The organism is Aliiroseovarius crassostreae, assembly GCF_025137635.1.
GTDB lineage: Bacteria > Pseudomonadota > Alphaproteobacteria > Rhodobacterales > Rhodobacteraceae > Aliiroseovarius > Aliiroseovarius crassostreae.
Map to the genome: position 1 here is coordinate 2,189,115 of NZ_CP080772.1, position 18,203 is coordinate 2,207,317.

Annotated in this window: 19 protein-coding genes; 10 read left to right on the forward strand and 9 right to left on the reverse strand. The window is 60.1% G+C overall.

The window, feature by feature from the left end:
• Positions 1-259: 259 nt before the first annotated feature.
• The 4 genes from K3J57_RS10475 to K3J57_RS10490 all read right to left on the reverse strand — a co-directional run bounded on the left by K3J57_RS10475 (position 260) and on the right by K3J57_RS10490 (position 4,413).
• Positions 260-799 (reverse strand): hypothetical protein, encoded by a 540-nt coding sequence (locus tag K3J57_RS10475; RefSeq protein ID WP_259791579.1) that lies wholly within the window; start codon positions 797-799, stop codon positions 260-262.
• On the reverse strand, positions 796-2,577 hold the full coding sequence (locus K3J57_RS10480; RefSeq protein WP_259795749.1) for an SLC13 family permease: 1,782 nt from the start codon (positions 2,575-2,577) through the stop codon (positions 796-798). Before K3J57_RS10480 ends, K3J57_RS10475 begins: the two co-directional genes overlap by 4 nt.
• An 80-nt stretch (positions 2,578-2,657) precedes the next feature.
• Complete coding sequence (locus K3J57_RS10485) at positions 2,658-3,620, reverse strand: DMT family transporter (protein ID WP_259795750.1); 963 nt, start codon at positions 3,618-3,620, stop codon at positions 2,658-2,660.
• Positions 3,592-4,413: a TIGR00282 family metallophosphoesterase gene (locus K3J57_RS10490; RefSeq protein ID WP_173485746.1), complete on the reverse strand. Its 822-nt coding sequence runs from the start codon at positions 4,411-4,413 to the stop codon at positions 3,592-3,594. The genes K3J57_RS10485 and K3J57_RS10490 overlap by 29 nt, the downstream gene beginning before the upstream one ends.
• A gap of 463 nt (positions 4,414-4,876) precedes the next feature.
• On the opposite strand from K3J57_RS10490, the gene K3J57_RS10495 reads away from it, so the two are divergent.
• The 10 genes from K3J57_RS10495 (at position 4,877) to K3J57_RS10540 (ending at position 13,917) form a co-directional block, all read left to right on the forward strand.
• On the forward strand, positions 4,877-5,440 hold the full coding sequence (locus tag K3J57_RS10495; RefSeq protein WP_259795752.1) for a NifU family protein: 564 nt from the start codon (positions 4,877-4,879) through the stop codon (positions 5,438-5,440).
• Complete coding sequence (gene tsaB / locus K3J57_RS10500) at positions 5,430-6,083, forward strand: tRNA (adenosine(37)-N6)-threonylcarbamoyltransferase complex dimerization subunit type 1 TsaB (protein ID WP_259795755.1); 654 nt, start codon at positions 5,430-5,432, stop codon at positions 6,081-6,083. The genes K3J57_RS10495 and tsaB overlap by 11 nt, the downstream gene beginning before the upstream one ends.
• Before the next feature lie 3 nt (positions 6,084-6,086).
• Complete coding sequence (locus K3J57_RS10505) at positions 6,087-6,521, forward strand: GNAT family N-acetyltransferase (RefSeq protein WP_259795757.1); 435 nt, start codon at positions 6,087-6,089, stop codon at positions 6,519-6,521.
• A 191-nt stretch (positions 6,522-6,712) separates the two neighbouring features.
• The gene (locus K3J57_RS10510) at positions 6,713-7,720 is read left to right on the forward strand and encodes a BMP family lipoprotein (protein WP_259775706.1); all 1,008 of its coding nucleotides are present in this window, start codon (positions 6,713-6,715) and stop codon (positions 7,718-7,720) included.
• Positions 7,721-7,722: 2 nt separating this feature from the next.
• Positions 7,723-9,318: an ABC transporter ATP-binding protein gene (locus K3J57_RS10515; protein ID WP_259784457.1), complete on the forward strand. Its 1,596-nt coding sequence runs from the start codon at positions 7,723-7,725 to the stop codon at positions 9,316-9,318.
• Positions 9,318-10,415 (forward strand): ABC transporter permease, encoded by a 1,098-nt coding sequence (locus K3J57_RS10520; RefSeq protein ID WP_259795760.1) that lies wholly within the window; start codon positions 9,318-9,320, stop codon positions 10,413-10,415. The genes K3J57_RS10515 and K3J57_RS10520 overlap by 1 nt, the downstream gene beginning before the upstream one ends.
• A 3-nt stretch (positions 10,416-10,418) precedes the next feature.
• Positions 10,419-11,384: an ABC transporter permease gene (locus tag K3J57_RS10525; protein ID WP_259791597.1), complete on the forward strand. Its 966-nt coding sequence runs from the start codon at positions 10,419-10,421 to the stop codon at positions 11,382-11,384.
• On the forward strand, positions 11,368-12,192 hold the full coding sequence (locus K3J57_RS10530; RefSeq protein ID WP_259773004.1) for a purine-nucleoside phosphorylase: 825 nt from the start codon (positions 11,368-11,370) through the stop codon (positions 12,190-12,192). Before K3J57_RS10525 ends, K3J57_RS10530 begins: the two co-directional genes overlap by 17 nt.
• A 40-nt stretch (positions 12,193-12,232) precedes the next feature.
• A complete protein-coding gene (locus K3J57_RS10535; RefSeq protein ID WP_173485177.1) occupies positions 12,233-13,150 on the forward strand; it encodes a sulfite exporter TauE/SafE family protein in 918 nt (305 codons plus the stop codon).
• 47 nt (positions 13,151-13,197) lie between these two features.
• Entirely contained in the window at positions 13,198-13,917 is a 720-nt protein-coding gene (locus K3J57_RS10540; protein WP_259791601.1) for a TIGR02186 family protein, read from the forward strand.
• A 138-nt stretch (positions 13,918-14,055) separates the two neighbouring features.
• Here the strand turns inward: K3J57_RS10540 and K3J57_RS10545 are convergent, their stop codons facing one another.
• From K3J57_RS10545 to K3J57_RS10565, 5 genes are all read right to left on the reverse strand, one after another.
• Entirely contained in the window at positions 14,056-14,784 is a 729-nt protein-coding gene (locus tag K3J57_RS10545; protein WP_259795763.1) for an SDR family oxidoreductase, read from the reverse strand.
• On the reverse strand, positions 14,777-16,315 hold the full coding sequence (locus K3J57_RS10550; RefSeq protein ID WP_259795766.1) for an ATP-dependent DNA helicase: 1,539 nt from the start codon (positions 16,313-16,315) through the stop codon (positions 14,777-14,779). Before K3J57_RS10550 ends, K3J57_RS10545 begins: the two co-directional genes overlap by 8 nt.
• A 113-nt stretch (positions 16,316-16,428) precedes the next feature.
• On the reverse strand, positions 16,429-17,079 hold the full coding sequence (locus K3J57_RS10555) for an acyl-homoserine-lactone synthase (RefSeq protein ID WP_259791606.1): 651 nt from the start codon (positions 17,077-17,079) through the stop codon (positions 16,429-16,431).
• An 88-nt stretch (positions 17,080-17,167) separates the two neighbouring features.
• Positions 17,168-17,881 (reverse strand): helix-turn-helix transcriptional regulator, encoded by a 714-nt coding sequence (locus K3J57_RS10560; RefSeq protein WP_259773009.1) that lies wholly within the window; start codon positions 17,879-17,881, stop codon positions 17,168-17,170.
• On the reverse strand, positions 17,826-18,041 hold the full coding sequence (locus tag K3J57_RS10565) for a hypothetical protein (protein WP_173485171.1): 216 nt from the start codon (positions 18,039-18,041) through the stop codon (positions 17,826-17,828). Before K3J57_RS10565 ends, K3J57_RS10560 begins: the two co-directional genes overlap by 56 nt.
• Between the last annotated feature and the right edge of the window lie 162 nt (positions 18,042-18,203).

Sequence of the window (18,203 nt, forward strand, 5' to 3'; positions counted from 1 at the left end):
GGCGTGGCCTCGCTGCGCTCGGTTCATTCCTACCTGCGCCGCTGCGCGCCGTGCTGGGGCTTTGCCCCCGAGCCTGCGGCTCTCCCTCAGGATATTTTCGGCAAGAGGAAGATGGCAGGTGGCAGGTGCTCTTTTCCTCTTGCCGAAAATATCCCGGGGTGAGCGAGCTTGTCTCGCGAGGGGCAGCGCCCCTGTCAGGCTCACAACGTGAGCCACCGGTCGCGGCGGCGGAGCAACGCGGAGGCGCCCCTGCCCAAGCTTACTCCGACCCGCAGAGCCCCGCAGGTAAGGGGTGACGGGTCAACCACTTCTGTGCCGCATCCGCCAGCTGCTCTTTCCAGTTCTCCTGGGTCAGCCCGGGCACATGGCCCTGCTGGCCGGTTGTTTCCACCTCCCGGATCGCATGTTTCAACCGATAGAACGGCGCGAGGTCCGGGGTTTCTTGATCGAACCAGAGGCGCGACACTTTCTTGAGCGCGGCGAAGTCATCTCCGTTTGCCAGTGCGATATCGCTCAGATGCCCGTGGGCGAGCCAACGGGTGGCATCCTGATCATTCCTTGGCTGTGGGAGTTCCAGATCCCGCGCGATCTGGTCGATCAGCCTGTTGAGCTCCCCCCAATGCAGCGGCGGGGTCAGGGCGGTCAACGCATAAAGGGCGTCACTTTCTGCCCCCGCATCTATCATTGCCCAGCCCCAATCAAGCCCCTCTGTGCTCATTTCGAAATTGAGCTGCCGCTTGGCGAGGACCTCAGCCGTCCTGCGGACAAGGGGCGATGCGACCTCGCTTGCTGCCATCATAGCGGCCAGATCAGCGGGATGATGGCCGAGGCCAGCACACCAATCGACAGGTTCAGCGGGATGCCCACCTTGAGGAAATCGGCAAACTTATATCCACCGGGGCCATAGACCAGCGTATTTGTCTGGTAGCCGATCGGGGTGGCAAAGCTGGCCGAGGCGGCGACCATCACCGCCACCACAAGCGGGCGCGCATCAAGGCCCAGCGCATCTGCCAAACCAATTGCAATGGGTGTCACCACCACAGCCACCGCATTGTTTGACACCAGTTCGGTCAGCACCGAGGTCAGAAGATAAATGGCCCAGACAATCAGGAAAGGCGGCAGCTTGCCCAGTGCTGGGGCCACGGCATTGGCGATCAGGGCCACCGCGCCGGAGTGTTCAAGCGCGGCCCCAATCCCAAGCATTGCAAAGATCAGCACCAGCAGGCGCCCATCCACCGCTCCGAACGCCTCGTCCGCATCAATGCAGCGGGTCACCAGAACCAGCGCCACGGCCAGAACCGCCAAGAGGAAAATCGGCGCCACGCCAAGCCCTGCCAGCACCACAAGCCCCAGCAGAGCCGCAATCGCCAGTGGCGCCTGGCCGCGACGGAATTCACGTTCGGACGGGTGCGAGACATCCGCCAGATCCATATCCTGCGCCAGACGCGTCAGGTCTTCGGGGGCCCCTTCCAAAAGCAGCGTATCCCCCACTTTCACCACCAGACTGTCCAGCTGGCGGCCGATATTCTGGTTTTTGCGGTGCACGGCCAGCGGATAGACCCCGTAGCGGCGGCGCAGGCGCATCTTGCCCAGCATTTTGCCAACCATTTTGCAGCCCGGCGTGATCAGCACCTCAACCGTGGTGGTTTCCACCGCCGACACCTGGTCCACCCGTTTCAGGCTCTTATCTCGTTGCAGGCTCAGCAGTTCCGTCATCGCTGTGCGCAACACCACCCGATCCCCGAGCTGCAATGTAACGCCGGTCAGGTCACGGCGCAGCGAGGCATCGCCGCGGATCACGTCCACCAGCCGCACCCCTTCACGCTTGAACAGCTGCACACCGGTCACTTCACGCCCGATCAGGTTCGATTCCGGTGGGATCACCGCTTCGGTAAAGAACTTCTTGCGCGACTTGTCCCCGCCCAGCATGGTTGCCAGCGAGGTCCGGTCCGGCAGGATATTGGGTGCCACGAAATAAAGATACACCATCCCCCAAACCACCAGTATCAGGCCCAGCGGGGTCACCTCGAAAATCGAAAACGGTGCCAGCCCATGGGCGCGCGCAACCCCGTCCACCAGCAGGTTCGTCGACGTGCCGATCAGCGTCAGCGTGCCGCCCAGGATGGCCCCATAGCTGAGTGGGATCAGCAGTTTCGATGCCGACAAACCGATCTTTTTCGACAATTGCACAAAGACCGGGATCATCACCACCACCACCGGGGTGTTGGACACGAAAGCCGACGCCACAACCACAAAGGCCATCAGCGCACCCAGCGCCTTCATCGGGCTGCCTTCGGCCTGCCTTTCCGCAATATGGGTGAACCATTGCAGCGCGCCGGTGCGCACCAGCGCCCCCATCACGATGAACATGCCCGCAATGGTCCAGGGGGCCGGGTTGGACAGGACTTTCAGCGCAGTTTCATAGGGCAGGATCCCGGTGATCAGCATCACCGCCACCCCGGCAATCGCCACCACTTCGGTGGGGAAAGTCTCGCGGACGAACAAGACAAACATGCCCAGCACCACAACGAGAGACAACGCGGCCTGCGTGGTCTGGCTCAACTCGAAAAACCCCATACCCTGTCCTTATCTTGGTTCTTATCAGGCGTCTGCCCACCAGTTTTGCCAATTGCGCCCCTGTGGGCAAGCGTCAGTTTTCAAATTCCGGTCGTTTCGCCTGCGCTGGGCGATGCACGCTCTGCACGGGGCTGGACCAGAAACAGCCCCAGGAACATCACCGCCAGCGCGCCCCAGACTGCGGGACCATAGCGCTCATCCAGCAAAAGCATCGCCCAGAGCACCCCAAATCCGGTGACAAGGTAACTCACCTGCGCGGCAAAAGATGGCCCGGCACGCCCCACCAGCCAGACATAACCGGAATAGACAAAGGCGTGGATGATCGAGTTTGTGACGATCAGTATCTTGGTGTGATCCCAGCCGGAAAACGGGCTGACCCACCCGCCGGTGACCAGGCACATCGCGGCGGCAAACGGAATGCCGATGATCGACGCCCCCGCCAGCACCTGCACGGGATCAAGCCCACCCGTGCCGTATTTCGCAACCACATTGCCTTCAACACCGTAAAGCGCGGGCGCAATCAAGGCGATGGCAATCCAGAACGTCGCCCCTTCGGGCAAAGAGGCCTGTGGCCCGGCCAGAATCGCAACCCCGACCAGCCCGGCCAGCAGGCCAAACAGCCGCTTCAGATCAAAACTTTCGCTTTTCAGGACCAGTGCAATCGGAAAGGCGAACATCGGCACGGCGGCGATGATGATCGCCATAATGCCCGCGGGCAGGTGATCCAGCGCAAGGTAACTGGCGGCATTGGGCAGGATCGTCCCGCAAAGCGCGACAAAAGCGTAAAGTGGCAGCTGGCGGCGCGCGGACGGGCCAAACGACGGATCAAACATCGGCACCCGCCGCCCGCGCAGCACCGTCAGCAAGGTGAGGATCACAGCCCCGACAACCATCTGCCACAGGATAATGCCATAAATCCCGTGACCCGCCTGAACAATCGGCTTTGACAGCACTCCGACCAGCCCCCAGCCCGCGCCAAGCAGCACCAGCACACCGATCAGCCGAAACGGCATCTCAGTCATCCAGCGGGGTGGATTGGGCAAGACGCCCCCCCTCACGCACCATCCTGACCTTGACGGCAAGCCCGGTGCGGTCGTCCGTCTCGACATAAAGCCCCGACAGGGTCGCCTCACCGCCCGCAGGTTCAAACCGCCCTTTCACCATACCGGTGATGAAACGGTTCATCGGCTCGTCTTTCTTCATACCAATGACGGAATTGTAATCCCCGCACATGCCCGCGTCCGACTGGAAGGCCGTGCCTTTGGGAAGGATCTGCGCGTCCCCGGTGGGCACATGGGTATGGGTGCCAACCACCACGCTGGCCCGGCCGTCACACCAATGCCCCATCCCCATTTTCTCAGACGTTGCCTCGCAATGGATATCCACCAGCGCGGCCTGCACCGCCCCCCCCAACGGGTATTTGCGCAACACCTGGTCAATGGCCGAAAAGGGATCATCAAAGGCACGTTTCATGAACACCTGCCCCAGAACCTGCGCCACGAGAATCTTGCGCCCCCTCCGGTCACTGAACACCCGTGCGCCCGCACCCGGTGCGCCCTTGGCAAAGTTGAGCGGACGAATGATACGTTTTTCCTGCTCGCAGAAGGTCAGCATGTCGCGCTGGTCAAAAGCGTGGTCCCCAAGGGTGAGCACGTCAACACCCGCCTCGAACATCGCTTTTGCATGCGTGCCGGACAGCCCGTGGCCCGATGTGGCGTTTTCGCCATTCACCACAACAAAATCCAGCTTCCACGCCTCGCGCAGCTTCGCCAATCGCTCCGTAACCGCCCGACGTCCCGCGCGGCCCATAATATCACCAAGAAAGAGTATTTTCATGACGGATAGCCCTAGGCCTGTTGACGACAAAGGGCAAGGGTGAAGAGGCAGATGATGTGCTCCCGCGCCCTTACGCCCTTGCGGGCGACAGGCTTGGGCGTGGCCTCGCTACGCTCGGTTCATTCCTGCCTGCGCCGCTGCGCGCCGGGACGGGGGCTTTGCCCCCGAGCCTGCGGCTCTCCCCCAGGATATTTTCGGCAAGAGGAAGATGGCAGGTGCTCTTTTCCTCTTGCCGAAAATATCCCGGGGTGAGCGAGCTTGCCTCGCGAGGGGCAGCGCCCCTGGCAGGCTCACAACGTGAGCCACCGGTCGCGGCGGCGGAGCAACGTGGCGAGAGCGCCGTGTCAGCGCCCAGCAGCACCAAACCTTGACAGTTTTGCCCCTCAGGCGCATATCCATTGCAACTCTTATGTTCCGGCTCTGTCCGATCTGTACAGCCCGGAACGTTTCCGAAAGGTGCGCCATGTTTATCCAGACCGAATCCACACCGAACCCCGCCACGCTGAAATTCCTTCCCGGACAGGATGTTCTGGGTGCGGGCACGGCTGATTTCCCATCGAAAGAAGCGGCCGAGGCCTCGCCACTTGCGCGCCGTATCTTTGCCGTGAACGGGGTGACCGGCGTCTTCTTCGGAGCCGATTTCGTGACCGTCACCAAAGCGGATGCGGTCGAGTGGGACCATGTGAAGCCCGCCATTCTCGGGGCGATCATGGAGCATTTCCAATCCGGAGCTGCCGTGATGGAGGCGGATGGTCAGGCCGCGTCCGGACATGCGGAGCACACGGGTGAAGATGCCGAGATCGTGGAGCAGATCAAAGAGCTTCTGGACACCCGTGTTCGTCCTGCCGTGGCCCAGGATGGAGGGGACATCACCTTCCACGGTTTCGAGCGCGGCATTGTTTATCTCCACATGCAAGGCGCCTGTGCGGGCTGCCCCTCCTCGACCCTGACCCTGAAAATGGGCATCGAGAACCTGCTCAAGCATTACATCCCGGAAGTGGTCGAGGTACGCCCTGTTGCCGCCTGAACCATTGATCCTTGCGTTTGACACATCGGCCGCGCATTGCGCGGCCGCTTTGCTGCGCGGGGACGTGGTTGTTGCCAGCCGTCATGAAGAAATGGCCAAGGGCCAGGCAGAACGGCTGATGCCACTGCTGGACGAGGTCCTGCAGGACGGCGGGGTAAGCTGGCGCGAGCTGCAGGCGATTGGGGTGGGCATTGGACCTGGCAATTTCACCGGCATTCGCATTTCCGTGGCTGCCGCGCGCGGGCTTGCGCTGTCTTTGGGCAAACCGGCCATCGGGGTTTCCTTGCTTGAATGTCTGGCATTCGGGGCGGAGGGGCCGGTTCTGGCCTGCCTCGATGCCCGGCGCGATCACCTGTATCTTCAGCGTTTTGCGATGGGCAATAACCGGGGGCCGGAACTGGTGCCAATTGGGGACGCATCAGACTGGGCGCTGCCCGGCCTTTGCTGCATTGGCCAGCGGGCAGATGAAGTCGCCGAAATGACCGGCCTGCCCCATGCTCCTGCGGCCTTTTCCCCTGCATCGGCCGTCGCCCGGATTGCCGCCACGCGCTGGCAGATGCCCGAAGCCCGCCCCGCCCCGCTTTATATCCGCCCCGCCGATGCCGCCCCGCCACGCGATCCGGCCCCGGTTGTTCTGGAGTGAGCGATGTCCGGCATCGTTCCTGACCCCACCGTACTTGCCCGGATCCATGCGGCCAGTTTTGACAACATGCGACACTGGTCCGCTCAGGAGTTTGAAGAGCTGCTCGCCTCGCCTTTTGTCTTTGCCGAGGTGGCCGAGTTGGGGTTTGCGCTTGGCCGTGAAATTGCAGGCGAAAGCGAGCTTTTGACCATCGCGGTGCTGCCCGAGGCACGTGGTCAGGGGCTGGGCCGCGCACTTTTGGCCCGGTTCGAGGCGGCAAGTGCGGCGCGGGGGGCGCAAGACCTGTTTCTGGAAGTTGCTGCTGATAACGTGTCAGCGCTATCACTTTATCGCGGTGCGGGGTGGCGCGAATCCGGTCGCCGGGTCGGTTATTACGATAGACCAAATGGTCAAAAACAGGATGCCATCGGGATGCTGAAACAATTGCGAAACGATTGACCCCACGTTAATCATCGCGAAAAACAGCGCAAATCACGGCTTTCCCCAGTCATTCCGTCGCCTTCCCCTTGCCCTCTGATCCAAAACCCGGATGATCTTGCGCAGCGACTTTCTCGCTCTGAAAATGGGAATCACACCAATTGGTCAAAAAATGACCGGGGGCGACCCAACACTGATAACGGGAGAACCACATGACCCTGATGAAGACCCTTCTAGGCGCTGCAGCCGCAGTTGCCGTGACCGCTGGCGCGGCTCTGGCCGATCCGGCCGTCATCTTCGACCTGGGCGGCAAATTCGACAAATCCTTCAACGAAGCGGCGTTCCGTGGCGCTCAACGCTGGGCAAATGAAACCGGCGGCAAATACCTGGAAATCGAACTGCAGTCCGAAGCGCAGCGCGAACAGGCCCTGCGCCGGTTTGCCGAAGCGGGTGCAAGCCCGATTGTGACCACCGGCTTTGCCATGGCGGATCCGGTTGCCAATGTGGCGGCCGATTATCCTGACACCAAATTCGTCAATATCGACGGGTTCATGCCGGAAATTCCGGCCAACGTTCAGATGATCGCCTTTGAAGAGCATCAGGGCAGCTATCTGGTCGGTCAACTGGCCGCCATGGCATCGAAATCCGGCACTGTCGGCTTTATCGGTGGGATGGATGTTCCGCTGATCCGTCACTTTGCCTGCGGCTATGCCCAGGGCGCGCTGGCCACCAATCCCGACATCAAAATTGTCGCCAACATGACCGGCAACACGCCGACCGCATGGAATGACCCGGTGCGCGGTGGCGAGCTTGCGAAAGCACAGGTTGCCCAGGGCGCTGACGTCATCTACGCCGCAGCAGGCGGCACCGGCATCGGTGTTTTGCAAGCGGCTGCGGACGCTGAGGGCGTTCTGTCGATCGGCGTTGACTCGAACCAGAACCACCTGCATCCGGGCAAGGTTCTGACTTCGATGCTGAAACGCGTGGATGTGGCTGTGTATGAAGCCATGAAAGCGGGTGACGACCTTGAAACCGGCACTCAGATTCGTCTGGGTCTGGCCGAAGACGGCGTTGGCTACTCGGTGGACGAAAACAACTCGTCGCTGGTGTCTGTTGAAATGAAAAACGCGGTGGAGAACTCCAAAGCCAAGATCATCGCCGGCGAAATCGACGTGGTCAGCTACTACACCAATGACAGCTGCCCGGTGCTTGATTTCTGATCATGAGCGAACAGCGAAACGAACCGGGGCAGCAGGCAACTGCTGCCCCCTCAGGTTCCCCGGCCATTGAACTCCGTGGTATTTCCAAGGCGTTCGGACCGGTGCAGGCGAACAAGGACATCTCGATTTCCGTCCAGCCGGGCACGATCCACGGGATCATCGGCGAAAACGGCGCGGGCAAATCCACCCTGATGTCCATCCTTTACGGGTTTTACAAAGCCGACGAGGGGCAGATCTTCATCAACGGGGTTGAGACCCAGATCCCGGACAGCCAGGCCGCCATTCGCGCCGGCATCGGCATGGTGTTTCAGCATTTCAAGCTGGTCGAAAACTTCTCGGTTCTGGAAAACGTGATCCTTGGGGTCGAGGATGGTCCGCTTTTGCGCCCGTCACTGGCCAAGGCCCGCCGCGAATTGACGGCACTGGCCGAGGAATATGAACTGCGGGTGGACCCGGATGCTCTGATCGAAGATCTGGGCGTGGGCAAACAACAGCGGGTCGAGATCCTCAAGGCGCTCTATCGCCGGGCTGACATTCTTATTCTGGACGAACCCACCGGGGTTTTGACCCCCGCCGAGGCGGACCACCTGTTCCGCATCCTCGACGGGCTGCGGGCGCAGGGCAAGACGATCATCCTGATCACCCACAAGCTGCGCGAAATCATGGAATATACCGACACCGTATCGGTGATGCGGCGCGGACAGATGACCGATACGGTCAAAACAAAAGACACCACGCCCGAGAAGCTGGCCGAGATGATGGTCGGCCGCAAGGTGCTGTTGTCAGTGGATAAAATCCCCGCACAACCGGGCAAACCGATCCTTGAAATCGAAAACCTGCGCGTGGTGGACGAGCAGGGGGTCGAACGCGTCAAAGGCATCGACCTGACGATCCGCGCGGGCGAAATCCTTGGCATCGCAGGTGTGTCCGGCAATGGCCAATCAGAGCTGATGGAAGTTCTGGGTGGCTATGCACAGGCGACCGGATCCGTGCGCCTCAACGGGCAGGAACTGGACCTGACCGGCAAGAAATCCGATGCGCGCTCGCGCAGGCAGCGGGGCATTGCCCATGTGCCGGAAGACCGGCAGGCGCGCGGGTTGATCATGGAGTTTCCGGCCTGGCAGAACATGGTGTTCGGCTATCACGATGACCCGGAATACCAGAAAAACGCGGTCCTGATGGACAATGCGAAGATGGTTGAAATCACGCAGGACAAGATGGACCGGTTTGACGTGCGCCCACCGCACCCCAACCTTGCGGCCAAGAGCTTTTCCGGCGGCAACCAGCAAAAAATCATCGTGGCACGAGAGATCGAGCGCAACCCTGACCTGCTTTTGGTCGGTCAGCCGACCCGTGGTGTGGATATTGGCGCGATTGAGTTCATTCACCAACAGATCGTCGCCCTGCGCGATCAGGGCAAAGCGATCTTGCTGGTGTCGGTGGAGCTTGAGGAAATCCTGTCACTCTCAGACCGCATTGCCGTGATGTTTGACGGACATATCATGGGGGAACGGATGCCATCCGAGACCAATGAACAAGAGCTTGGCCTGCTGATGGCCGGCGAAAACGGGGGCCCGGACAAGGGCAAGGTGGCCTGATGGACAAGATGCCGAAATGGGCTGATGTGGCCCTGATCCCTGCCCTGAACCTGACCCTGGCCTTTGCCCTGTCCATGGCGGTGATTGCCGCCATTGGGCAAGATCCGTTTGAGGCCGTCAAACTGATGGTCACCGGTGCGCTGGGGTCAAGCTATGGCTGGGGCTATACGCTTTACTACGCCACCAATTTCATCTTCACCGGGCTTGCGGTTTCGATTGCGTTCAAGGCTGCGCTGTTCAACATCGGCGGCGAAGGGCAAGCGGCGCTTGGCGGTCTGGGCGTGGCGCTGGTGTGCCTTTACATCCCCTTCCCGCATTGGTCGATGGCGATCCTGTTTGCCATGCTGGGGGGCGCACTGTTCGGGGCGCTCTGGGCGGTGATCCCGGCCTATCTGCAGGCAAAGCGTGGCAGCCATATCGTGATCACCACCATCATGTTCAACTTCATTGCCGCCTCGCTTCTGAACTATGTGCTGGTAAATCTGCTGCGCCCGAAAGGGGCGATGGATCCGGCTTCCGCCCGCTTCCCCGAAGCCACCCACCTGCCCACTTTCCACGACATTCTGTCGCCCTTGGGCATCGCCTTTTCCAAATCCGCCCCGGTCAATGTCTCTTTCCTGATCGCCCTGATCGCCTGTGTGGCCGTCTATCTGCTGCTGTTCAGGTCGCGCCTGGGGTATGAGATCCGGTCCTTTGGCCAAAGTCAGAGCGCATCGGTCTACGCCGGGATCTCACCGGTCAAGATCACCATGATCGCGATGCTCTTGTCCGGCGGACTGGCCGGGATGATGTCGATCAACAACACGATGGGCGAAAGCGAGCGGCTGATCCTGAACTCGGTCGAAGGGGCAGGCTTCATTGGCATCGCCGTGGCGCTGATGGGGCGCAACCACCCGTTTGGGGTGCTGCTGGCCGCGCTTCTTTTTGGGTTCCTGTATCAGGGGGGCGGCGAGCTTGCCCTGTGGATGTCGATCCCGCGTGAGCTGGTTCTGGTCATTCAGGGTCTGGTGATCCTGTTCACCGGCGCACTCGACAATATGATCCGCATCCCGGTAGAGCGCGCCTTCATCCGCGCCGCCAAGCGAAAGGGGGCATAAGTCATGGATTTTCTGACCATCATTCAAATCCTCGATTCAGCTCTGCGCATGGCAACCCCGCTTTTGCTGGCCTGCCTCGCAGGTCTGATCTCGGAACGGTCCGGCGTGTTTGACATCGGGCTTGAGGGCAAGATCCTTGTGGCAGCCTTCTTCTCGGCGGCGGTGGCTGCGCATTACGACTCGGTCTGGTGGGGGATGCTGGCGGGCATCATGGTCTCGATCGGGTTTTCGCTGGTGCATGGGGTGGCATCGATCACCTTCCGCGGCAATCAGCTGATCTCAGGGGTCGCGCTGAACTTCCTCGCCTCGGGCCTGACCGTACTGGTTGGCAACAGCTGGTTCGGGCTGGGCGGACGCACGCCCACGCTTGAAGGGCCAGAGCGGTTTGACCCGATCCCCCTGCCCTTTGCAGATGCGGTGAAAGATGTGCCTTACCTCGGACCGATCTATTCCGACCTTCTGTCCGGCCATACTTTGCTGGTCTATGTGGCGCTGCTTTTGGTGCCGGTCACCTGGTATGGGCTTTACCGCACCCGGTTTGGCCTGCGCCTGCGCGCGGTGGGCGAGAACCCGGCGGCCGTGGATACGGCAGGTGTTTCGGTGATCCGCCTGCGCTATTTCGCGATGGTGATTGCCGGGGCGCTGTGCGGATTGGCCGGGATCTATCTGGCCACCGGTCTCAGCTCGGGCTTTGGCAAGGAAATGAGCGCGGGACGCGGGTTCATCGCCCTGGCCGCCCTGATCTTTGCCAAGTGGAAGCCGGTGCCCGCACTGGGCGCCACGCTGCTTTTTGGCCTGCTTCAGGCGATCTCGATCCGCTATCCGAAACTGGAAATCGGGCCGATCACCCTGCCTTCACAATTCATGGAGGCCCTGCCTTATATCCTGACCGTGATCATTCTGGCAGGCTTTATCGGCAAGGCGGTGCCGCCCAAAGCCGGGGGGGAACCTTATGTCAAGGAACGCTGACACCCTTGCCGCGAAAATTCGCGATCTGGCGGGCCAGGAACCGGTCGAGCTTGGCCTGGTTCTGGGGTCCGGTCTGGGGCATCTAGCGGATGCGGTTGAGGGGGTGGCGATCCCCTACAGCGAGCTTCCCGGTTTTCCCCATGCAGGCGTGTCCGGCCACAATCCCCACCTCGTGATCGGCCAGCTCGAAGGCACCCGCGTCGCCGTTTTTGGCGGGCGGGCGCATTATTATGAGAGCGGGCGGGCGGATGTGATGCGCCTGCCGCTGGAGGTGCTGAAGGCGCTTGGCGCTGACCGGCTGATCCTGACCAACGCCGCCGGGTCGCTGCGCCGCGACATCCCGCCGGGGGATCTGATGCTGATCGAGGATCACATCAACTTCTCAGGCCTCAACCCGCTGATCGGCGAGCCGACAGACGCGCGTTTCGTGCCGATGGGCGGGGCCTATGACGCGGATATGCGCCGCGCATTTGAGGGCATTGCACATGATGAGGGCATCGCCCTGAAGCCGGGCATCTATGCCTGGTATTCCGGCCCCTCGTTTGAAACCCCGGCCGAAATCCGTGCGATCCGCACGCTGGGGGCGGATGCGGTGGGCATGTCCACGGTGCCGGAGGTGATTCTTTCCCGGTTCCTGGGATTGCGCGTAATGGGGATTTCAACCATCACCAACATGGCACAGGGCCTGTCGGACGAAGCGATCAGCCACGAACATACCAAAGCCATGGCGCCACTCGGAGCAAAAAAGCTGGAAAAACTGGTTCGCCGCTATTTAGCCCGTGACGAGAGAGCTGAAATTGCGCAATAAATTGGGTTAACGCTCCAATTCGATACAACTCGGTCTGCTGATGCAAATCTATCTTCCGATCGCCGAAGTTTCGGTGAATGCCTTTTTGCTCCTTGGGCTTGGCGGGATCGTCGGGATCCTGTCAGGCATGTTTGGTGTCGGAGGGGGGTTTCTGATGACGCCGCTTCTGTTCTTTATCGGCATTCCCCCGGCAGTGGCGGTGGCGACCGAGGCCAATCAGATCGTGGCCTCCTCCTTTTCCGGGGTGCTGGCGCATTTCAAGCGAAAGACCGTGGATCTGAGGATGGGGCTGGTGCTGCTGGTCGGCGGATTGATCGGCGCAGCCCTTGGTGTGCAGCTTTTCAATGCGCTCAAGGCGATTGGACAGGTCGATCTTCTGGTCAAGCTCTCTTACGTGCTGTTTCTGGGGATCATTGGCGGGCTGATGTTCCTGGAAAGCCTGAGCGCCATTGTGAAGACCCGCGGCGGCAAGGTGGTGTCCACCCGGCGCAAGCATTACTGGGTGCATAACCTGCCCTTCAAAATGAAATTCCGCACGTCGGGGCTGTATATTTCCGTCATTCCACCGATCCTGGTGGGCGTGCTGGTGGGGGTACTGGCCGCCATCATGGGGGTCGGCGGCGGGTTCATCATGGTGCCCGCGATGATTTACCTGTTGGGGATGCCGACCAAAGTGGTTGTGGGCACGTCCCTGTTCCAGATCATTTTTGTCACCGCTTTCACCACGCTTTTGCATGCCACTACCAACTATACGGTGGATATGGCGCTGGCGGTATTGCTGTTGATCGGCGGTGTCGTGGGCGCGCAGATCGGGGCACGGATCGGGGTGAAGCTGAAAGCCGAGCAGTTGCGTATTCTTCTGGCGCTGATGGTGCTGGTCGTCTGCGGCAAGCTGGCCCTGGACCTGTTGATCCAGCCGGAGGAACTGTTCGAGATCGGCGCGGGGGCGGGCCATTGAGACGTTTCCTAGCCCCGCTTTTCGCCCTGATATGTGCCGCCCTCCCCGTGCAGGCAAAAGAAGATATCGTCGCTGGCCTGAGCCAGAACATGGTGTCGATCAACGCAACCTTCGTGGGATCCGAAATCCTGATCTTCGGCGCGGTCAAACGTGAAAGCCCCGCACCGACCGATGAACCGCTGGAAGTGGTGGTGGTGGTCGAAGGTCCAAACCACCCCGTGACCGTGCGCAAGAAGGACAAGCGCTTTGGGATCTGGGTCAATACCGATGCTCTGGAAATTGCATCTGCCCCAAGCTTTTATGCCGTGTCCACCTCATCCACGCTGGACGGATCCATCAGCATCCTGGATGACCTGCGCCACCTGGTTTCGGTCCACCGCGCAATCCAGATCAGCGAAAGCCCGTTCACCATCGAGGATCCGACGGAATTCACCCAGGCGCTGATCCGCATTCGCGAAAACAAGGGCACCTACCGGCTTTTGGAAAACAATGTCACCGTTCGGGAAGACACGTTGTTCGACACGCGGATTGCGTTGCCGTCGAACCTGACCGAGGGGCAGTATCGCACGCGGATCCTGCTGACCCGCGGCGGGTATGTCGCAGCGAGTTATGAGACCGTGATCAATGTGCAGAAGGTTGGGCTTGAACGCTGGATCTTCAACCTTGCCCGCAACCAGCCCCTGATCTATGGCCTGCTGTCGCTGTTCATCGCCATTGTCGCAGGATGGGGTGCCTCGTCAATCTTCCGCTTTATTCAACGCGGCTGACCTTCGGGAACGGAGGCTGCAGGGAAATCGAAACCAGAAAACTAGTTTTCTAGTTTTCTAGTTTTCTAGTTTTCTAGTTTTCTAGTTTTCTAGTTTTCTAGGAAAACAGCCGACGGACCCAAAGGCCGACAACAAGCCCTAACCGCGTCCGATATAAGGCATCTTGGTTGCCATCACCGTCATGAACTGGACATTCGCCTCCAGCGGCAAATTGGCCATATGGAGAACCGAGCGCGCCACTTCATCCACATCCATGGTGGGCGGCGGCACCTCGCCACGCGATACCGCGTCATCGACAATCCCCTGCAACAGATCCGTGCGCGCATTGCCGATATCAATCTGCCCACAGGCAATATCAAAAGGGCGCCCATCCAGGCTGAGCTGCCGTGTCAGCCCCGTGACCGCATGTTTCGTGACGGTGTAGGTCACGGCCCCCTCACGCGGAACATGGGCCGAAACTGACCCGTTATTGATGATCCGCCCCCCTTGAGGCCCCTGCCTGCGCATCTGGGCAAACCCCGCCCGGGCACACAGAAACATACCGGTCAGATTTACATCCAGCGCCCGATGCCAATCCTCCAGCGACACTTCGTCAATCGGCGCGGCGCGGGTAAACAGACCCGCATTGTTAAAGAGCACATCCAGCCGCCCCGCCCGCGACACAAACTGCTGAAATGCCTCTTCCACCGCATCAGGATTCGAAACATCCGCCGGCAGGACAATGGCTGTTTCCCTTCCATCTGCCAGCGCCTCCAGCATTTCGGCCCGTCGGGCAAGCAGCCCAACCGTCCAGCCTTCCGCCAGAAACAGCTCGGCCACCGCCCGGCCAATCCCGGCGCTGGCCCCGGTGATCAGGATGCTAGACATCCTCGCCCCCTTCCCCCTGCAGCTGCAGCGCCACCGCCTGCGCTTTCAAATCATCGGTTCCCAGCCCCTCAAGCGGGCGCGCCATCGCATATCGTGTCACCCAGTGCAGCCGATGCTCTGCCCGCGTGATCGCCACATATGCCAGCCGTTTCCACAGTGGAATACCTGCCTCATTCCGCCCCATCTGGGCCGCCGCATAAATATCCGGAGCAAAGACCTGCACATCGGGCCATTGGCTGCCCTGCGCCTTGTGGATGGTCACCGCGGCCCCATGCAAAAAAGCCGCCCCCATCCGGGCAGCAAAGGGAATGAACGGTTCTTCCTCGTCTGGAAGCTCAATCTTTACAATTGATGCGGCAGAAACCTGCGGATCCTCTGCTCCAATCACATGCAGGCGCGAAAATCCCGGCTTTTTCCCCGGCCCAAGATAGACACATTGCGCCCCTTTGATCAGCCCGCGCGCCTCCAGATCAATGCGTTTCTTGCGGTGCTTCAGCGGCAACTCGATCCCATCACAAATCAATGGCTCACCGGGCAAAAGCTCCTCTGCAGGGGCACCAAATGCCCCGCGAAACGCCGAAATCAGCCGCACCCGCGTCTTGTTGCGCCAGACCAGAACCGGAGAGCGCGCCATCAGGTCCGCATTCACCCGCGGCGCCATCCGCACCCGGTCATCGCGCGCAGCAGCCTCTTCAATCATGCGTTCGAAGCTATGAAAACTCAGCCCATCATCCGCCAGCGCATGGGCAAGATCCAGGATCGGATTGTCATCTTTTTGGCGATGAATGCGGTGCAACTCCATCTTCCGCATCTCACCCAGTTTATCAAACACCATCGTGCCCGATTGCCCAACAGGCGCCAGCTGCGCCGGATCGCCAAACAGGATCAGCGTCGGGAAAATCTCGCGCAGGTCATCGAACTGCTTGTCATCCAGCATCGAGCTTTCATCAATGAACCCGATATCAAGCGGATCATCACGCCGTTTCCACCCGGTGATGAAATCCGACCCGCGCAACCCGGCTGCAGCCAAAGCCCCTGGGATCGATTTGTTGGTCTGAAAAAACGCGAAAGCGCGGTCCAGCGCCTCCTCTGTCAGCCCCTCAATCTCGGGCCGCTCGCCCTCGCCGTTCAGCCATTCGGCAATTTTCTCATATTCCGGGTCATAAACCGGTGTGTATAGAATTCGGTGAATGGTGGTGGCGGGCACCCCCCGCATCCGCAAAACGGATGCTGCCTTGTTGGTCGGGGCAAGAATGGCCAACGTGCGGCGATCCTTCTTTTTCTTGCCCTCATAATCGCCAGAAACAACCTCGACCCCGGCGGCCTCAAGCGCCTTGTAAAGCTCGGCCAAAAGCATGGTTTTCCCAGACCCGGCCTTGCCCATCACCGCAAAGACCTGCGCTTTCCCATCCGCCATCGGCGTCAGCAACGCGTCGTCCAGATTGACACCCGCCCCCCGCAGCATATCCGCCACGCGGTCATGGGCCTCTGCCTGGTCCTCGGAAAACGTGATCGGGGTCTGTTCGCTCATGACGCGACCCTATCCGCTGCATCAATACGCGAAAAGGCGAAACTCCCGCTTCGCCTTTTTTCTTGTCTCAAATATCCTGGGGTGAGCGCACAGCGCGAGGGGCAAAGCCCCTGTTACGCAGAATGGGCCACGTGCTCGGTCAGAACAGGTCCCGGCTTGCCCGATAGCGAATAGCGCAACCAGCCACGGCTCATCTCTCGTGACACACCCACCCGCTTCAGTGTCGGTTCAAAAGCCGTTTCATCCATCGACCACAGCCCCACACCAATCTCATCACGTCCTTCCCCGGCGGAGCCGATCACCTCGGGCTCCAATCCCATCAGGCGATAGATACGCTGCATACGCGGATCAAAAACGCCAATATAATGCTTCAGCTGAAACGCCGACATCAATTCCCCCGCCCCCAGGGCAAGCGCGGCAGAGGCACGCCGGTCCGCTTTCGGTGACAGGCAAAACCGCGTGCATTCCCAAATCAGAGGGCTTTCAACGGTCACGCCACCCGTCAGATGGCTGAAATGCTCGTTCACCATCGTGCGGCCCACTGTTGGCATGAAGCGCATTGATCCACCATGTCGACCATCCGCCATCTCCCAGATCACGTAAAGCGGGTTCAGGTCGTCATATTGGTCACGTTCCTCGCCCGCCGCGTTCACCGTCACATCCCAGCCAAGACGCTTGGAAAACTGCTCCGCCCGGTCGCGGAACATGGTGTCACGCAGCAGCGGAAAACGGGAAAGGTCGTTGGCGTAGATGTAGCGCAGCATGGGCGGGTCTCCTGTGTCCGATTGATCGAGGACACATTGCCGCCACGGATGTTAACAGCGCCCAGCACGTCGCGCGCGTCATTAACGATCAGACAATAATCACCCCGGTGGACAGCGCCCTGGCAACCGCATGGGTTGTATTGAGTGCCCCCAATTTGTGGCGTGCACTTTCAATGTAAACCCGGAGAGTATGTTCCGAAATCTGCATGTCTGCCGCCGCCTGGGCCCGGTTCATTCCCTTCGCCAGACAGGTCATGGCCCCCAATTCACGCGGTGACAGTACAGGTGTTGTGGCCGCATCCCCCCATTGCTCGAACTCCAAGGCTTTCTTGTTCAGCTCATGGGCTACGATCATCAGGTCACGGGCATTTCTGTCGATGAATTCTGCCCAACCATCGTCTTCGGCCGAATTGTTCAGCGTAAAAAGTGCGAACTGACCGGAGGGGCCGCGGATCGGGATTGTGTATCCCTGGTTGCCCAACCCATGGTCCAGAGCATCCTGCAACATCGCACGAGCAGGTTTCGACGACCAATCGAGATCTTTCCAGATTACCGGGGTAAACCTTTGGAAACAGCCAAAAATAACCGGATCCATCCGCAGATAATCTTTTTCCAGATAGCGATCCACCCATTCTGGGCTGTAGGTTCCGGCACCGAACCGTTCACCAACGGAATTGACCCAGTGGTAAACGACATGGGCCACTGCGTAATGATCCCGCAACGCTTCGGTTACGGCTTGCAGGTCTTCAAGCGTGGTCGCGCTCTGAAGATTGGTGAGCTGCTGTTCCAGACTGGCTTTCATACGCGTGCATCATCTCCGCTTTCCGATCAGCGGCGCTCGCGATTTCGGTCAGGGCAACAAGACGGGCGTCGTCCAGTGCCTCGGCCGTCACAGAAAGGTCGTTCCTGCGAGCGTAGGCCATCAGGTCGGTAAGAACATCAATGATCCATTCATTCGCCATGTAAAGTCCCCTTTCGAGCTTCATCACAACACAACCCTAGCACGTAAAACAAATCCCCTTAATTCACTGGTTCTTACTCCCCTAAAATAGTGAGGTAAGAATTTCGAACTATTTGGTTTTGTTGCGATCCGTTGCGCTTATACGTCGGTATTCCCGAAATAT